This window comes from Marinobacterium zhoushanense, assembly GCF_014641945.1.
GTDB lineage: Bacteria > Pseudomonadota > Gammaproteobacteria > Pseudomonadales > Balneatricaceae > Marinobacterium_D > Marinobacterium_D zhoushanense.
Window position 1 is genome coordinate 198,330 of the sequence record NZ_BMIJ01000003.1, and the last position, 16,442, is coordinate 214,771.

Annotated in this window: 17 protein-coding genes and 1 tRNA gene; 8 read left to right on the forward strand and 10 right to left on the reverse strand. The window is 56.6% G+C overall.

Features of this window, described 5'->3' with window-relative positions:
- Positions 1–5: 5 nt before the first annotated feature.
- From IEX40_RS08030 to clpX, 4 genes are all read left to right on the forward strand, one after another.
- A tRNA-His gene (locus tag IEX40_RS08030) sits at positions 6–81 on the forward strand.
- Positions 82–355: 274 nt separating this feature from the next.
- Entirely contained in the window at positions 356–1,696 is a 1,341-nt protein-coding gene (gene tig / locus IEX40_RS08035; RefSeq protein WP_188747092.1) for a trigger factor, read from the forward strand.
- Positions 1,697–1,814: 118 nt separating this feature from the next.
- Positions 1,815–2,450, forward strand: coding sequence for an ATP-dependent Clp endopeptidase proteolytic subunit ClpP (clpP, locus tag IEX40_RS08040; RefSeq protein ID WP_229680641.1), 636 nt, complete (start codon positions 1,815–1,817; stop codon positions 2,448–2,450).
- A gap of 90 nt (positions 2,451–2,540) precedes the next feature.
- Positions 2,541–3,821 carry an ATP-dependent Clp protease ATP-binding subunit ClpX gene (gene clpX, locus IEX40_RS08045; RefSeq protein ID WP_188747094.1) on the forward strand — a complete coding sequence of 427 codons (1,281 nt, stop codon included), beginning with the start codon at positions 2,541–2,543 and terminating at the stop codon, positions 3,819–3,821.
- A 61-nt stretch (positions 3,822–3,882) separates the two neighbouring features.
- Here the strand turns inward: clpX and IEX40_RS08050 are convergent, their stop codons facing one another.
- Entirely contained in the window at positions 3,883–5,109 is a 1,227-nt protein-coding gene (locus tag IEX40_RS08050; protein WP_188747096.1) for an EAL and HDOD domain-containing protein, read from the reverse strand.
- Between the two features lie 132 nt (positions 5,110–5,241).
- Here IEX40_RS08050 and ylqF point away from each other — a divergent pair, with 132 nt between their 5' ends.
- The 4 genes from ylqF to IEX40_RS08070 all read left to right on the forward strand — a co-directional run bounded on the left by ylqF (position 5,242) and on the right by IEX40_RS08070 (position 7,565).
- Positions 5,242–6,150 (forward strand): ribosome biogenesis GTPase YlqF, encoded by a 909-nt coding sequence (ylqF, locus tag IEX40_RS08055; RefSeq protein WP_188747098.1) that lies wholly within the window; start codon positions 5,242–5,244, stop codon positions 6,148–6,150.
- Positions 6,140–6,427, forward strand: a complete 288-nt coding sequence (locus tag IEX40_RS08060) for a hypothetical protein (RefSeq protein WP_188747100.1) — start codon at positions 6,140–6,142, stop codon at positions 6,425–6,427. The genes ylqF and IEX40_RS08060 overlap by 11 nt, the downstream gene beginning before the upstream one ends.
- Before the next feature lie 95 nt (positions 6,428–6,522).
- The gene (locus IEX40_RS08065; RefSeq protein WP_229680643.1) at positions 6,523–6,747 is read left to right on the forward strand and encodes a CDGSH iron-sulfur domain-containing protein; all 225 of its coding nucleotides are present in this window, start codon (positions 6,523–6,525) and stop codon (positions 6,745–6,747) included.
- Positions 6,744–7,565 carry a TIGR01458 family HAD-type hydrolase gene (locus tag IEX40_RS08070; RefSeq protein ID WP_229680644.1) on the forward strand — a complete coding sequence of 274 codons (822 nt, stop codon included), beginning with the start codon at positions 6,744–6,746 and terminating at the stop codon, positions 7,563–7,565. Before IEX40_RS08065 ends, IEX40_RS08070 begins: the two co-directional genes overlap by 4 nt.
- Positions 7,566–7,571: 6 nt before the next feature.
- Here the strand turns inward: IEX40_RS08070 and IEX40_RS08075 are convergent, their stop codons facing one another.
- The 9 genes from IEX40_RS08075 to mnmA all read right to left on the reverse strand — a co-directional run bounded on the left by IEX40_RS08075 (position 7,572) and on the right by mnmA (position 16,430).
- Complete coding sequence (locus tag IEX40_RS08075) at positions 7,572–7,760, reverse strand: YgaP family membrane protein (RefSeq protein WP_188747103.1); 189 nt, start codon at positions 7,758–7,760, stop codon at positions 7,572–7,574.
- 86 nt (positions 7,761–7,846) lie between these two features.
- Positions 7,847–8,500, reverse strand: a complete 654-nt coding sequence (locus tag IEX40_RS08080) for a Crp/Fnr family transcriptional regulator (protein WP_188747104.1) — start codon at positions 8,498–8,500, stop codon at positions 7,847–7,849.
- A gap of 195 nt (positions 8,501–8,695) precedes the next feature.
- Positions 8,696–10,291: an isocitrate lyase gene (locus tag IEX40_RS08085; RefSeq protein ID WP_188747106.1), complete on the reverse strand. Its 1,596-nt coding sequence runs from the start codon at positions 10,289–10,291 to the stop codon at positions 8,696–8,698.
- 531 nt (positions 10,292–10,822) lie between these two features.
- Positions 10,823–11,986, reverse strand: coding sequence for a cupin domain-containing protein (locus tag IEX40_RS08090; protein ID WP_229680645.1), 1,164 nt, complete (start codon positions 11,984–11,986; stop codon positions 10,823–10,825).
- On the reverse strand, positions 11,983–12,234 hold the full coding sequence (locus IEX40_RS08095) for a hypothetical protein (protein ID WP_188747110.1): 252 nt from the start codon (positions 12,232–12,234) through the stop codon (positions 11,983–11,985). The genes IEX40_RS08090 and IEX40_RS08095 overlap by 4 nt, the downstream gene beginning before the upstream one ends.
- A gap of 67 nt (positions 12,235–12,301) precedes the next feature.
- Entirely contained in the window at positions 12,302–13,030 is a 729-nt protein-coding gene (locus IEX40_RS08100; RefSeq protein WP_188747112.1) for an RNA methyltransferase, read from the reverse strand.
- Between the two features lie 127 nt (positions 13,031–13,157).
- On the reverse strand, positions 13,158–14,522 hold the full coding sequence (purB, locus tag IEX40_RS08105; RefSeq protein ID WP_188747114.1) for an adenylosuccinate lyase: 1,365 nt from the start codon (positions 14,520–14,522) through the stop codon (positions 13,158–13,160).
- Between the two features lie 106 nt (positions 14,523–14,628).
- On the reverse strand, positions 14,629–15,315 hold the full coding sequence (locus tag IEX40_RS08110) for a lysogenization protein HflD (RefSeq protein ID WP_188747116.1): 687 nt from the start codon (positions 15,313–15,315) through the stop codon (positions 14,629–14,631).
- Positions 15,315–16,430: a tRNA 2-thiouridine(34) synthase MnmA gene (gene mnmA / locus IEX40_RS08115; protein WP_188747118.1), complete on the reverse strand. Its 1,116-nt coding sequence runs from the start codon at positions 16,428–16,430 to the stop codon at positions 15,315–15,317. The genes IEX40_RS08110 and mnmA overlap by 1 nt, the downstream gene beginning before the upstream one ends.
- Positions 16,431–16,442: the final 12 nt, after the last annotated feature.

The following is a 16,442-nucleotide window of genomic DNA, read 5'->3' on the forward strand; positions in this document are numbered from 1 at the left end:
CAGTGGTGGATGTAGCTCAGTTGGCAGAGCTCCGGATTGTGATTCCGGCGGTCGTGGGTTCAAGCCCCATCATCCACCCCATTCCTTTTTTTGATCTCTTTCCTGAATCGACCGGTGCTTTAGTGCCCGTTTTCGCACGTCTGCTACTTGTTGTAGAGCGTATGCGGTATGGGGGCTTTGGCTTGACTAATCCCCTTGATTGCCGGACAATTTTGCGCTTTACGATTTTAGGCTCTGTGGGTCGGATGTCTGGTTCCAATGCGATTTGACTGGGGTAGTAACGCTGGTCGAAAAGGGAATCGCAGGCGCGATCGCAGGTCGCTATAAACGCTGCAATGTATTTGTGAGGAATTTCATGCAAGTTTCTGTCGAAACGACTTCCGGCCTTGAGCGTCAGATGACCATTACGGTCCCCGCCGAACGAATTGACCAGGACGTGAATAAACAGGTGATGCAGCAGGCCCGGACTCGCCGCATGGATGGTTTCCGCCCGGGTAAAGTGCCGCCGAAAGTGATCAAGCGCATGTACGGCGATGCGATCCGTTACGACGTTCTGAACCGTGTCGTGCAGGAAAGCTTCTACAAGGCGGTCCAGCAGGAAGAACTGAAGCCGGCTGGTGGCCCGAGCATCGACCTGAAGAACGACAAAGAGGGTGAAGATCTGCAGTTTGTAGCGACATTCGAGGTTTACCCGCAGATCGAACTGGCAGACTTCTCATCCGCTGAGATCAGCAAGCAGAGCGCTGAGATCAAGGATGCAGATCTCGACCAGATGATCGATACCCTGCGCAAGCAGCAGTCAACTTGGGCAGTCGTTGAACGCGCAGCGGCAGACGGCGATCGCGTCAAAATCGATTTCGAAGGTTTTATCGATGGTGAAGCCTTTGACGGTGGCAAAGCAGAAGGTCATGACCTGGTGCTGGGTTCCAACTCCATGATCCCGGGCTTCGAGTCTGGTCTTGTGGGTGCCAAGGCAGGTGATGAGGTCGAGCTGGATGTGACCTTCCCCGAGGAATACCACGCGGAAAACCTGAAGGGCAAGCCTGCCAAATTCAAGGTTAAGGTGCAGAGCGTTTCCGCATCTGAACTGCCGGAGCTGAACGCCGAGTTCTTCGCCAAATTCGGCATCGAAGAGTCCGAACTGGACGGCTTCCGCGCTGAAGTGCGCAAAAACATGGAGCGTGAACTCAAGCACTCGCTGAAAACCAAGCTCAAGGAGCAGGTGTTCAACAAGCTGGTTGAGCTGAACGCTATCGATGTTCCTGCTGCACTGGTCGACGACGAAATCGACAATCTGCGTCGCCAGGCGGTTCAGCAGTTCGGTGGTCCGAACTCCCAAATCGATCCGAACACCCTGCCGAAGGAGATGTTCGAAGAGCAGGCCAAACGCCGTGTGACTGTGGGGCTGTTGGTGCAGGAAGTGGTCAAGGCCAACGAGATCAAGGTTGACGACGCTCGCGTGCAGGAAACCATCGCAGAAATGGCTGAAACTTATCAGGAACCTCAGCAGGTTATCGAGTGGTACAACGGTAACGAGCAGATCCTGAATCAGATCAAAAACATGGTTCTTGAAGATCAGGTAGTTGATCAGCTGGTCGCATCTGCTAAAGTCTCCGAGACAGAAGTCAGCTACGAAGAGGCGATCAAACCGGCTCAGCAGGCAGCAGAGACTGCCGACGCTGAAGCTGGCGAGTAAGCCATCGCGACAAAAGCGCTCAAACGTCCACCCCGGTGGGGCGCCGAAATCTCGAAAACGACAGTTGGCCACGGCTAACTGTCGTTTTTGCTTTCAACGGCTCTAAGGAGAATTGATTATGACGGACATCTTGAATGGGCGTTCCAGTGGTATCACCAACAGCGGCCTGGTGCCGATGGTGGTCGAACAGAGTTCACGCGGCGAGCGTGCCTATGATATTTACTCCCGCCTGCTGAAAGAGCGGGTTATCTTCATGGTCGGCCAGGTAGAAGATCACATGGCCAATCTGATTGTTGCTCAGTTGTTATTCCTGGAAGCTGAAAATCCGGACAAGGATATTCACCTTTACATCAACTCGCCCGGCGGGTCGGTAACCGCAGGTCTGGCTATCTACGATACCATGCAGTTCATCAAGCCCGATGTAAGCACCATGTGTATCGGTCAGGCGGCCTCCATGGGCGCGTTGCTGTTGGCAGGCGGCGCAGCGGGTAAGCGTTATGCGCTGCCAAATTCGCGCATGATGATACATCAGCCGCTGGGTGGTTATCAGGGGCAGGCTACGGACATTGAGATCCATACCCGTGAAATTCTCACAATCCGTAATAAACTGAATAGCATACTGGCTCAACATACCAGTCAGGATGTTGAGACTATCGCCCGCGATACCGACCGTGATAACTTCATGGATCCGGCTGCGGCTGTGGAGTATGGGCTGATCGACGCGGTGCTCGATCGCCGCACAATGGCAGAGTAAGGATTGCTCTGACAGCCCTCTGCCCGCCTTGAAAAGTGGGTAGAGGGCCGCATATTGCAAATGGAGATCAAAGGTTTTTGAGGTATCAGAATGTCGGATGAGATCAGCGGTAAAGGCGGAAATGGCAGCAAGCTGTTCTGCTCTTTCTGTGGCAAAAGCCAGGATGAAGTGAGAAAGCTGATCGCAGGCCCGTCTGTTTTTATCTGCGATGAGTGTGTCGATCTCTGTAATGATATTATCAGTGAAGAGATTCAGGATAACGAAGAACAGGCGCCCAGCGAGCAGTTGCCGACGCCGGCCGAGATCAAGCATACGCTTGATGAGTATGTGATTGGCCAGGAGCGGGCCAAGAAAGTGCTCGCGGTTGCCGTGTACAACCATTACAAGCGTCTGCGCTTCCAGGATAAGGGCAAGGGGGATGTTGAACTCGGCAAGAGCAACATCCTGCTGATCGGGCCTACCGGTAGCGGCAAGACTTTGCTGGCCCAGACTCTGGCGCGGTTGTTGAACGTGCCGTTTACCATTGCCGATGCCACCACGCTGACCGAAGCGGGTTATGTCGGTGAAGATGTGGAAAATATCATCCAGAAGCTGCTGCAGAAGTGTGACTACGACGTGGAGAAGGCTCAGCTGGGTATCGTCTATATCGATGAGATCGATAAGGTGTCCCGCAAGTCCGACAATCCGTCGATTACGCGCGATGTCTCCGGCGAGGGTGTTCAACAGGCTCTGCTCAAGCTGATAGAGGGTACTGTTGCGTCGGTACCGCCTCAGGGGGGGCGTAAGCATCCCCAGCAGGAGTTCCTGCAGGTCGATACCTCGAACATCCTGTTCATCTGCGGTGGTGCGTTTGCCGGGCTCGAGAAGATCATTCGCGATCGTAGCGAGCGTAGCTCCATAGGTTTCAGCGCAACGGTGAAGAGCAAGGATGAAAGCCGTCTGGCTGAAGTGCTGCATGACGTGGAGGCTGAAGACCTGGTCAAATACGGTCTTATTCCCGAGTTTGTCGGTCGACTGCCGATGGTGGCGACACTGTCCGAACTTGATGAAGAGGCGCTGATCCAGATCCTGACCGAACCGAAAAACAGCCTGGTCCGTCAGTATCAAGCGCTGTTCGACATGGAAGGGGTCGAGGTTGACTTCCGCGCGGATGCGCTCACGGCGGTGGCGCGTCATGCGCTTGAACGTCGTACCGGCGCTCGCGGCCTGCGCTCCATTCTGGAGGCGACGCTGCTGGAGACTATGTACCAGCTGCCGTCGATGGATGGTGTGGGCAAGGTTGTGATCGATGAAGGCGTTATCGAGGGTACCTCAGAGCCGATTTTGATCTACGAGCAGCAGGAGCAGTCAAAGGCTGCACCTCAGGACTAAGGTCCAAACCAAGGCTCATAAAAAAGCGACCTGCGGGTCGCTTTTTTTGTCTCAATCCTAGCTACTCGTACATCGCCTGCATCGATTCTTTAGCCCAATGCAGGCTGTTGCGATAGGCGCTTTCGAACAGGGTGACGTTGAAATCTGCCGGCAGCTTTTCCCAGTCGCCGCTTTCATAGGCTGTGGCCTGTTCGAGTATGCGTCCCATGTCGCCCTCATGGTTGGCGATCGCGGCCTTGATATCATCGCCCAGCGGTACCTGTTCGAGCATCGTTTGCTGGTCTATATCGAGCATTACATGAAGCCCTGACATCATACCGGTCATAAAATAGGAGCCTGCGTTGGGGCGCTTTTCCCCTTCAGCGATCAGTTCGCACATGCGGCCCCGAATAAGCAGGGCGCGTGACAGCTCCTCGGGCTTGTTGTCCTGATTGGTCATCGCGATCAGGGTGGCCCATTTGCGCACCTGGTCCATGCCGAGGAGGACCACAGCTTCGGCGATCGACTCCACTTTGCGTACCAACGAATAGGCTGCGGAATTGACGATACGCAGCAGCTTGTAGGTCAATACAGGGTCGCGAATGATCAGCTCTTCCAGCGCTTCCGGTTTTGTATTCGGTTTTTGCAGCTCCTGAATCAACTGCATCAGGGTCACTTGGTTGGCGCTGACCCGGCGGCCCTTGATCACTTTCGGGCGGCTTAGGAAAGAGCCCTCAAACAGTTTGAAACCGGCGTCGATACAGTGTTCGAGCTGCTCGATAGACTGGATATTGGAAGCAAGCAGTGTGACCTTGTGGGGCTGTAGTTCACGCACCCGGGTTTTGAGCTCAGCTTCCTGCATCAAGCTCACGTCCAATTTAACGATATTTGCCAGCTTCAGTAGAGGCTCCAGGTCCGGCGTATAGGTGCCAATTTCGAGCGTTACGCGATAACCGTCCTTCAGTATCTGCTGAAGTGCGCTGGCACACTCCGTATGGCGGCCTGCCGGCGCGCTGATCATCAACACCACCTGCTTGGCCGGCAGCTTGGGCATGGTGCCGCTGTTGATCATCTCCAGTGGTACAGGCAGGAAGGCGGGAACGCGTTTGACTTCACCCTGGTCACTGATGCTGGTGTAGGTGCTGAGGATCACTTCTGAGCTTGAGCTGGCATCGGGGTCCATTGCCATCATATCGCCCAGATTGGTGTCCCGATGGTAGTTCAACTCGTAGGCAATAACGCGTTGCTGGCTGTCAAAGATCGGGTGGCGCGCGATCAGCGCCTGGCCTGGATCGAGTTCATATGACATGGGTGGTTGGTCCTTCCCTTGGTGTAGGCGGTGAATTTTAACGCGCTATTAACCCTATGACACCCGTTGAACGGCTGATTGCGATGAATATGCAGAGTATACTATGCGGCCTATCCAAGAAATTTAGTCTATATGACACGTATTAACTGGTTCCCTGGCCACATGCATAAGGCTCGCAAAGAGATTGCCGAGCTGATGGATGAGGTCGATGTGGTGATAGAGGTGCTGGATGCGCGGCTTCCTCGCTCAAGTGAAAATCCGTTAGTCGATAAGCTTCGCCGTGGTAAGCCCGTCATCAAGTTATTGAACAAACAGGATCTGGCCGATTCTGTGCGTACACGTGAGTGGCTGTCGTACTTCAACGCCCAGGATAGCGTTACGGCGATCGCGATGGATACGGCACAGAAGAGGTTGGTGCAGAATATACCGGCTCTGTGCAAGGAGGCTGTGCCGGCGCGGGTTCGCGCCGGTCGTCCGGTACGGGCGATGATCATGGGCATCCCTAACGTCGGCAAGTCAACGCTGATCAATGCGTTACTGGGGAGGCGAATTGCCAAGGTGGGTAACGAACCGGCGGTAACCAAGGGCCAGAAGCGCTATAGCGTACACAATGGCATGGCGCTATCCGACACCCCGGGGATATTGTGGCCGAAGATCGAGGATCAGGACTCTGCCTACCGTTTGGCGGCCAGTGGTGCGATCAAGGATACGGCTATCGAGTATGAGTCGGTTGCGACCTATGCAGCGACTTTTCTGCTTGCAGCATACCCGGCGCTGGTTGCTGAGCGTTACCGGTTGGCGGAGTTGCCGGACGGGGCGGAGGCCTTGCTCGACCAGATCGGGCGCAAAAGGGGATGCCTGAAACCCGGTGGTGTGGTGGATCTATACAAGGCTGCGGATATCCTGCTGACGGAGCTGAGGGCTGGCAAGCTCGGTGCGATCACGTTTGAGACGGTGGCCGAGTGGGAACAAAAGCGTATTGAGGCTGAACAGGCGGCGGCTGAAGCCGCGGCCGAGGAGAACAAAGAAAGTGAGTCGTAACAAGAAACAACGCCGTACCGGCAGCTTCATGGCGGTGCTCGAGCAGAAACCGAAAAAACAGGAGCGCCTCGCTGATCCCGACAGTAAGGAGAGTCGCAAGCAGCGTGCGCTCCGCAACAGCAAGAAGCACAAGTCCGTATACGAGAAAGCGCAGGCAACGCAATCACGCTTGGAACGCGACGCTGAAGCGGGTCGTAAAGGCACTCGTCATGGCGGTCCGCTAGCGGAAAAAATCCGCCGACTGAATAGCGACAAGCAGGAGTCGGAAGAGTCCTGAGTTTGACCGCTCTCCCGGTGTCGCCTAATTTTAGCGACAGAGCGGGAGGATCGGTCATGAGCCACTCACCAGTCCACCGCGCAGGGAACGCGCCGGTGAAAGTTGAAGTTAAAAAGGACGAAATCTACACATGGTGCGCCTGCGGACGCTCTTCGAATCAGCCATTTTGTGACGGCAGTCATGTGGGAACCGGGCTGGATCCCTTGGTGTTCGAAGCGGAAGAGGATGCCGAACTCTATCTCTGTACCTGTAAGCAGACCCGAACACCGCCGGTATGTGATAACAGTCACTGCAAGGACGAGGGCGAGGTTGGAGTGTGAGTCCTATTGACGCGACGGCACAAACCATCTCGATGCCCAAAGGGCTGCTATTGGATCTGGATGGCGTGCTCTACGTGGACGATGCGCTTATCCCGGGTGCCATTACCGCCATTGAGTGGTTGAACTCCCATCAGCTACCTTTTCGCTATATCACCAACACATCGACGAAAACCCGCGACCAGTTATTGGCCAAGCTGGATAGGTTAGGCCTGCCTGCGCGTGCAGAGCAGGTGTTCAGCGCGGTGCAGGCCAGCGAAGCCTGGCTGGAGGCGCAATCGATTACCCGAATTGCAGCGTTGGTCAGCGAGAGCGTACGCCTGTCGCTGGAGGAGCGGTTCGAGCTCGATGAATCGACGCCTGAGGCGGTGCTGATCGGCGATATAGGCGAGGCGTGGAACTATAGCCGACTCAACCAGGCATTCCACTGGTTGCTGAGTGGCGCGAAACTGGTGTGTGTGCACCGCAATCGGTATTGGCGCACGGGGGAGGCGTTGTCGCTGGATATTGGAGCGTTTGTCGCTGCGCTTGAATACGCCGCCGATATACAATCCATCGTAATTGGAAAGCCGTCAGCTGCGTTCTTTGATGCTGCCTGCGCCAGCATGAGCTTGTCCCCGGGGGAGGTAATGGTGATCGGCGATGATGTGGAGACCGATGTCGGGGGCGGTCAATCCTGTGGCTGCCGGGGTGTACTGGTCGAGACCGGCAAGTTTCAACCCGACCTGGTGGCGCGTAGCGCCGTTGTGCCTGATTATCAGATCCCGTCGATAGCAGAGCTCCCGGCTCTGCTCGGTGGCGGGGCCGGGAGCGGCGGCTGAGTGGATCTAGCCAGCTTTCTTGGTGCAGATGCCCAGCACGCTATAGAGCGGGCAGAAGCTGAACAGGCCTGTAGCCAGAGGGATGATGCCGATCCAGCCCCATACGGGTAGTGCCCCAGCCAGCGTGGCTGCTATTAGCGCGACACCCAACAGGATGCGAAGTATCCGGTCAATACCACCAACATTTGCTTTCATTTGAACTCTCCTCATTGATATCCCTTTGATCTAACTTTAGATCAACGCTGACAGCAGTTCAGTGACTTAGTTACAGAAGCGGATTGTTACATCAGGCTCAGCTGACTTAGCTTTTCGGGCTCGAGTATCTCAATCGACGCGCGTGAGAGTTGGAGCCAGCCTTTGCGCTCGAACTCCTTCAGCGTACGACTGACCACTTCGCGGGCGGTGCCGAGTTCGCGGGCGATCTGCTGGTGTGTGATCTTCAAGTGACCGGGGTGTTGATTGAGCAGGTAGGCCGCCAGGCGACAGTCGAGCCGGCCAAAGGCGATCGCTTCGATCAGCATTAGCAGCTCGGTAAGCCGCTGGCCGTACCCGGAAAAGACGAACTCGCGCAGAGCTGAACTGTCCTCCATGGCCCGCTGAAAGGCGGCTGAAGGGATAACGACAGCCTTGACCGGAGATTCGGTAAAGGCCTCTGCTTGATACTGCCGGTTTCCTAGCAGGCAGGCGGTGGTCAAAATGCAGGACTGGCCCGCTTCAACGCGATAGAGCAGTATTTCGCGCCCGCTGTCAGACAGTTTCTGTACCCTCACCGATCCCTCCAATACGAGCAGAAACTGGCGACAGCTGTCTCCTGTTTGAAATACAGGCTGTTCTGCTGCTAGTTCCACCACCCGAGCCTGGGCGCATGCCTGCTGCCAACCACTGCTGTTGATCATTTGCAGTGCGGGAAAATGTGCCAGCCAGTTACTGCTCATCCTTAGCTATACCCTTTGGAGGCTATCGATGAGGTTCAGTGTATCTGGAATAGGCGGTGGTAGTAATGGGCTCTATGAGAGGACTGGGTGTAAAAAACCCGCGGTGATCATCACTGGGGAGAGATGACCTACCGCGGGTAATCAATGGTGCAGCAGTTTCGAACTAATCAGTAATCAGTGCCTTGTGGGCGGTGATTAGAACTGGTTCATGGTGTTGTCTTTACCGGACGCCTTGAGTGCGGCATCACCGGAGAAGTACTCTTTGTGGTCGTCGCCCATGTCGGAGCCGGCCATGTTCTGATGCTTGACGCAGGCAATACCCTGACGGATCTCCTTGCGCTGCACGCCGGCCACGTAGCCCAGCATGCCGGCTTCACCGAAGTACTCTTTTGCCAGGTTGTCGGTAGACAGGGCGGCAGTGTGGTAGGTCGGCAGTGTGATCAGGTGGTGGAAGATACCTGCTTCACGGGACGCGTCACGCTGGAAGCTCTGGATGCGACGGTCAGCTTCAACAGCCAGCTCGGTTTCGTCGTACTCAACGCTCATCAGGTTGGCGCGATCGTAGGCCGACAGGTCTTTGCCCTCTTCGGTCCAGGCATCAAATACCTGCTGACGGAAGTTCAGCGTCCAGTTGAAGGACGGACTGTTGTTGTACACCAGCTTGGCATTCGGGATCACTTCGCGGATGCGGTTAACCATGCCACCGATCTGGCCCACGTGCGGCTTCTCGGTTTCGATCCATAGCAGGTCGGCGCCGTTCTGCAGAGAGGTGATGCAGTCCAGTACGCAGCGATCTTCACCGGAGCCTTTCTTGAACTGGAACAGGCCTGATGCCAGACGCTTGGGCTTGAGCAGCTTGCCGTTGGCTTTGACTACCACATCACCGTTGGCGATATCGTCAGCACTGTCGACGTAGTCGCCGTCCAGGAAGGCGTTGTACAGGTCGCCCAGGTCGCCCGGTTCGTTGGTGACCGCGATCTGCTTGGTCAGGCCGGCACCCAGGGAGTCGGTACGGGCCACGATAACACCATCGTCAACGCCCAGTTCCAGGAAGGCGTAGCGTACGGCACGGATCTTCGCCAGGAAGTCTGCGTGCGGAACGGTTACCTTGCCATCCTGGTGACCACACTGCTTCTCGTCGGAGACCTGGTTCTCGATCTGGATCGCACAGGCACCAGCTTCGATCATCCGCTTGGCCAGCAGGTAGGTGGCTTCTTCGTTACCGAAACCGGCATCGATATCGGCGATGATCGGCACTACGTGAGTCTGGAAGTTGTCGATCTTGTCCTGAACGGCCGCTTCTTTAGCGCTGTCGCCAGCTTCACGTGCGGCGTCCAGTTCGCGGAACAGACCGCCCATTTCACGAGCGTCTGCCTGACGCAGGAAGGTGTACAGCTCTTCGATCAGTGCCGGTACAGAGGTCTTTTCGTGCATGGACTGATCGGGCAGCGGACCGAACTCGGAACGCAGGGCTGCGATCATCCAGCCAGACAGGTAGAGGTAACGCTTGTTGGTGGTGCCGAAGTGCTTCTTGATCGCGATCAGCTTCTGCTGACCGATGAAGCCGTGCCAGCAGCCCAGGGACTGGGTGTACTGAGAGGAGTCAGCGTCGTATTCAGCCATATCCTGGCGCATGATCTTCGCAGTGTAGCGTGCGATGTCCAGACCGGTCTTGAAGCGGTTCTGTACTTTCATACGTGCAGCGTATTCCGGGTTGATAGCTTCCCAGGGAGCACCATTGACCGCCTTCAGGCTGGCAACTGCATCGATCGCTTTCTTGTATTCTGACATGGCTTTTCCTCTACAGATTGACTGTTGGGTTAATCAAAAGCTTCGCGTTTTGTGCTGCATCCTGTTGGGGTTGGTGCAGCGCTATGGGACGAATGATGTGTTGTCGTGGAGGGGGTGTCAAAGCGACTTTGTGCATAGCAGCAAAGTATGTATTAGGACTACAAAGTGAATGTGTCGGGGGGTGTAGTATTACTACCTCGCTGTTTTTATGCTGCGGCGCAAAATACCCTGTGCTGACAGGGGCTGGAGTCTCTATTTCCTTGGTATGAAAGACTTTGGTCGTAGGGTGAAAAATCACTTTTTACATAAACTTATAGTTATAAATAAAAATATTTATAGATCATAAAAGTCTATAAAAACTTGACTACAAAACGCCTGTATTTATTGATTTTTAGTGGTGTAGATTTTAGGTCTTTAACTAAAGTCTAAGGTTCGCTCTCTAAATAAGAGTGAATATGAACGATATTTTATCTGGCGGGGTGTAGCCGAACCCGCTTTCGGGGCGGGTTGGGCATATCGCTAAGAGGGGCTTCAGCCTTCGGTAAGGTAACAGCAGCCCTGTTGGAGCAGTTTCTTCAGCAGGGACAGGGCGTCGGGAGTCAGGGGTGATAACTGCCCAACGTCGAGTTCGCGCTCGCGGCAAAGTTGACGGGCAAGAGTCGCCGCCCCGCTTTGGGCGAGATGCTGCTGACTGTCAGCAAACAGCAATACAGTTTCGTCGTCGTGATCGACAAAGGCCAAGCGCGATCCCTCCGCACGTCTGATCGAATAGCCCTCGGCCAGCGCGCCGGCTATCTCTGACTCCTCCAGCAGTTCACCCTCTTCCGCCAGTTCGGGGTACTTTGGCTCAGTCATATATTGGCCGAACCAGCTTTCAAGCTGGTCCCGGTTGCCAAGATAGCCACGCAGTATGTCGGCGACGCGGTCCAGAGCGGCAGCTGAGATCTCTCCAGGGTTGGCCTGCAGCGTCAGGTCTGCATCGGAATAACGCTGCTCGCGGCCGAGTTGCTCGCCGATAAAGTCGCTGAAACTGCGCAGAATCTCATTATGGGCCGGTGCACGAAAGCCAATCGAATAGGTGACGCAACCATCGCCGACGGCGACGCCGTTATGGGCAACCTGGGGCGGTAGGTAGAGCATATCGCCCGGGTTCAGCTCGAAGCTCTGCTTGACCTCCCATTCGGGCAGGATCATCACCGGTGCATCCTCTCGCCTTGGCGAATGCTCGTCGCAGATACCGCCGAGCTCCCAGCGGCGGGTGCCCTCGGCCTGCAGCAGAAACACATCGTAGTTGTCGTAGTGGGGGCCGACGCCACCGCCGTCAACGGCGTAACTGATCATCAGGTCATCTACTCGCCAGTTGGGGATGAAGTTGAACCTATCCATCAGTTCGGCGGCTTCCGGTACCCAATGGTCTACGGCCTGCACCAGTAACGTCCAGGATGTAGAGGGAAGGCTGGAGAAGTGAGTCTCATCGAAGGGGCCCTTGGACAGCGTCCAGCTGTCGCCCTTGGCGTCGAAGCGGATAAGGCGGGATTCGACATCCTGTTCGCAAGCAAGGCCAGCCAGCTCGTCTGCACTGAGCAGAGGCTCAAAATCGGGGAGGGCGTCGCGGATCAGCAGGGGTTTTTTCTGCCAGTAATCACGAAGAAACTGTTCCGGCGTCAGCTCTCCCAGCGGTACCTGTTTGTTCACTTGACCAATAGCTCCATCAGTTCGTTGGTTGCGGCTTCGAGTTGATCCATCACCTTGCGGGTATCCCGGGCCGAGAGCGCGGCGGTGCGGTTGTTGCCCACCATCTTCACGCATTTCGCGATCTGTTCGGCGCAGCGCTGAATACCCTGTAGGTTGTACTCGTACTGCTCCATGCTGTCGGCGGCGCCGGCTAAGGCTTGCTGCAGCTGCGCGGCTTGAGCGGCGAGCTGATGAAGTGTCTGGCTCATGGTCGTCTCCCCGGTCGGTTGTTGTGGCTACTTTATCAGCGCCGTGGGGACGATGTAATGCCGGGGCTCAATCCTTGGTCAGCCTTGCCACCGTTTCTTCCACCGATGCCAGAATGCCCCTGAGCATACCGAGCTCGGATTTTTCCGGCCGGGAGCGATTGAAATAGCGCTTGAGCTTATCCATCACGCGCCCTTCATGCTGGGGGATAATGAAATTGGTGACGCGCAGTACCCGTTCCAGATGCTCGTAGAACAGCACCATCTCCCGCTGCCGGGGGTAGGGGGCGGGCTCCAGGGGCGCGTTTTCTGTCCTGCCGACCGCCCGGCGCAGTTCATAGCAGACCAGTTGGATCGCCTGGGCTACATTAAGTACCGGGTAATCGGGGTTGGCGTCTATGTAAAGGTGGCGGTTGCAAAGCAGCATCTCGGCGTTGTTAAGTCCCATTGTCTCTCGGCCGAATAGAATGGCGATCTGGCCACTGGCCGCTTCGTGAACGGCGACTCCGGCCGTTGTTTCAAGATCGAGCAGGGGTAGGTCGTAGCTGCGCTCTCGGGCACTGGTACCGATTACCAGTTGGCAATCGGCGATCGCCTCTTCGACGCTGTTGACCACTACCGCATCGGCGAGCAGGTCCTTGGCGCCGGCGGCACGCGATTCTGCTTCAGGATCAGGAAAGACGCGCGGATCGACCAGATAGAGCTGGGATAGCCCCATGTTCTTCATGGCGCGGGCGGCGGCGCCAATGTTACCGGGGTGGAACGTCTGGACCAGAACGATACGGATATTGCTTAGCATTGCTGTAGTGCCGTGTGCCGGTGGTTTAAGGTTTCCCGCCCCTCTGCAACCATGCGTCTGCGGGATAGTTGCTACTGGTAATAAAAGAGCCGGCAAATTGCCGGCTCTTTTATGGATTGGCTGGCGATCAGATCCGCTTGGCCTGCTCGATCGCATTGCCGATATAGCTTGCCGGGCTTAACGCCTTGAGTTCCGCTTTCGCCTGCTCGGGAATCTCCAGCGTGTCGATGAACTCCATCAGGGTATCCTTGGTCATCGCCTTGCCGCGAGTCAGGGCCTTGAGCTTCTCGTAGGGCTCTTCGATGGCGTAGCGACGCATCACGGTCTGGATCGGCTCGGCCAGTACTTCCCAGGCGTTGTCCAGATCGGCATTGAGGCGCTCGGCGTTCATCTCCAGTTTGCTGATCCCCTTCAGGCTGGCCTGATAGGCGATCAGGCTGTAGCCGAAGCCAACACCCATGTTGCGCAGTACGGTGGAGTCGGTCAGATCGCGCTGCCAGCGGGAGATCGGCAGTTTGACCGCCAGGTGCTGCATGATCGCGTTGGCTAGCCCCAAGTTGCCTTCCGAGTTTTCGAAATCGATCGGGTTGACCTTGTGCGGCATGGTGGAGGAGCCCACTTCGCCGGCGATGGTCCTCTGCTTGAAGTAACCCAGGGAGATGTAGCCCCACACGTCGCGGTCGAAGTCGATCAGGATGGTGTTGAAACGGCAAACGCAATCAAACAGCTCGGCGATATAGTCGTGCGGTTCGATCTGAGTGGTGTACGGGTTCCAGTTCAACCCCAGTGTCTCGATGAAGGACTGGGCATTGGCTTCCCAGTCGATCTCCGGGTAGGCAGACAGGTGGGCGTTGTAGTTACCCACCGCGCCGTTGATCTTGCCGAGGTACTCAATGGTGTCGAGCTGCTTGAGCTGACGTTGCAGGCGGTAGGCAACGTTGGCCATCTCCTTGCCCAGCGTGGTCGGTGAAGCGGTCTGGCCATGGGTGCGCGACAGCATCGGCTGCTCGGCGTGCTTGCGGGCCAGCGCCGCGATCTCATCGGCCACCTGCTGCATCTGAGGACGAATGACGGCAACACCGTTTTTCAGCATCAGGGCGTGGGAGAGGTTGTTGATATCCTCTGAGGTGCAGGCGAAATGAACGAATTCGCTGATCGCGGCCAGTTCCGGCAGGTCAGCGATACGCTCCTTGATAAAGTATTCCACCGCCTTGACGTCATGGTTGGTGGTGCGCTCAATCTCTTTGATACGGGCGGCATCCTGCTCACCGAACTGGTCTACGATGGCGTTCAGGCGGGCGCCGGCTTCGGCGCTCAGCGCAGGTACTTCGGCGATCTGCGGGTGGGCGGCAAGCTGCTGCAGCCAGCGGATCTCGACCTCTACACGGAAACGGATCAGGCCGTATTCGCTGAATACGTTGCGCAGGTCGGCAGTCTTGCTACCGTAACGTCCATCGACCGGGGAAATAGCGGTGAGGGCAGAAAGCTCCATGTCACACAGTCTCACTAGTTGGCGGTTGTTCGAATAAGGGCGAAAAGGGCGCATATTATAGCGGAAATCGGCGCTAATGTTTAACCGACATCCGCTCGTCGCAAAATTAGGTTGTGCTGCCGATCTTGTTTAATGAGGGGCGGACACGAGATTTGAAGAAGAACAGGTGCCAGCGCTTGCCGCCGACCTGGCGCCACAGGATCACGGCACGAATCCCGGCCAGCAGCAGGGCTCTAATTCTGGCTGCATTCTCGCTGTTCTGCAGGTGGCGAGGATCGCCGCCGACCTGGATTCGGGTCGAGAAGGTGCTCAGCGTGTCCTGATAGAGCGCTGCTATACCGGCTATGACGTTGGCATGGGTGTAGATCGACGGGTCGGGCAGGTTGTCAGGCTGCGCCTGAGTTTCACTGCTACCCCCGAAGTACTGCGCCTTCCCGGCAAGCTGATCCAGGCGTTTGCCGATCTCATCCAGCATATCGGGCCTGGCACTGAGCTTGCGCTCCAACTGGATCATCGACAGTGCGTAGCGCATCACATCCTGGTTGAGCCCGCCCGCGCGCTTATCAACCAGCTCCTGCATCTGTTTCAGCCCGAGGCTCAGATTGAACGGCAGGTCCCGGGTGCCGCCGTAGACATCCTCCGTGGTTTTCGGGTCGGAGACAAACAGGCTGGCAATCGATGCTTCATAGCTGTTTTGTGCCACCATGCCACGTCGGGCGATCTGCTCAACCAGGCTGGCAGCCTGAAACACGCCGGCCAGTGCTATTGCTTGCTCATCATGTGCTCGAGCCATCAGCAGGTCTCCTCAGGATGGGTGCGAGACGTGGTTTCGATAACGCCACCGCCTAGACACAGGTCGTCAAGGTAGAACACCGCCGACTGCCCCGGGGTAACTGCACGCTGCGGCTCGTCGAAACGGACCAAATAACCAGATCCGGAGCGCTCGATGACACAGCCCTGATCGTTCTGGCGGTAGCGCACCTTGGCCTTGCAGCGTAGCGGCAGCTCCGGTACTGCGCCATTGATCCAGAAAATGTCGGAACAGGTCAGCCATTCGGCGAACAGAAGCGGGTGGTTGGTGCCCTGAACCGCGATCAGGACGTTGCGCTCCAGGTCTTTGTCGGCAACGAACCAGGGCTCCTCCGGGTAATCGGCAAGGCCGCCTATGCCCAGTCCCTGACGCTGGCCGATGGTGTAATACATCAAGCCCTGGTGGTCGCCTATGACATCGCCATTCGGTGTCTCAATTCTTCCTGGCTGAGCCGGCAGATATTGCTTGAGGAAGTCGCTGAAGCGACGTTCGCCGATAAAGCAGATGCCGGTGCTGTCTTTCTTGTCGTGGGTCACCAGGTCGTGCTCTTCCGCCAGCGCCCTGACCGCCGGCTTTTCCAGTTCGCCAACCGGGAACAGTGTTTGTGCCAGCTCGGCCTCGCCCACCTGATGCAGGAAGTAACTCTGGTCCTTGTTGGCGTCCAGCCCCTTGAGCAGCACGGCGTGACCATCAATCGTGCCTCTGCGAACGTAGTGCCCGGTGGCGATAAGTTCGGCGCCCAGCATCTGGGCGTACTCAAGGAAGGCTTTGAACTTGATCTCCCGGTTGCACAGGATGTCGGGGTTGGGCGTGCGTCCGGCCTTGTATTCGGCAAGGAAGTGCTCGAACACGTTATCCCAGTATTCCGCGGCGAAGTTGGCCGTGTGCAGATGGATGCCCAGTTTGTCGCAGACTGCCTGGGCATCGGCCAGGTCCTCTTTCGCAGTGCAGTACTCGGTGCCGTCATCCTCCTCCCAGTTCTTCATGAACAGGCCTTCGACCTGATACCCCCGCTCCTTGAGCAGCAGGGCGGATACAGAGGAGTCGACACCGCCGGACATGCCGACGATCACTTTGATAGCTGAGTTTTCGCTCATTGGATCGAGTAG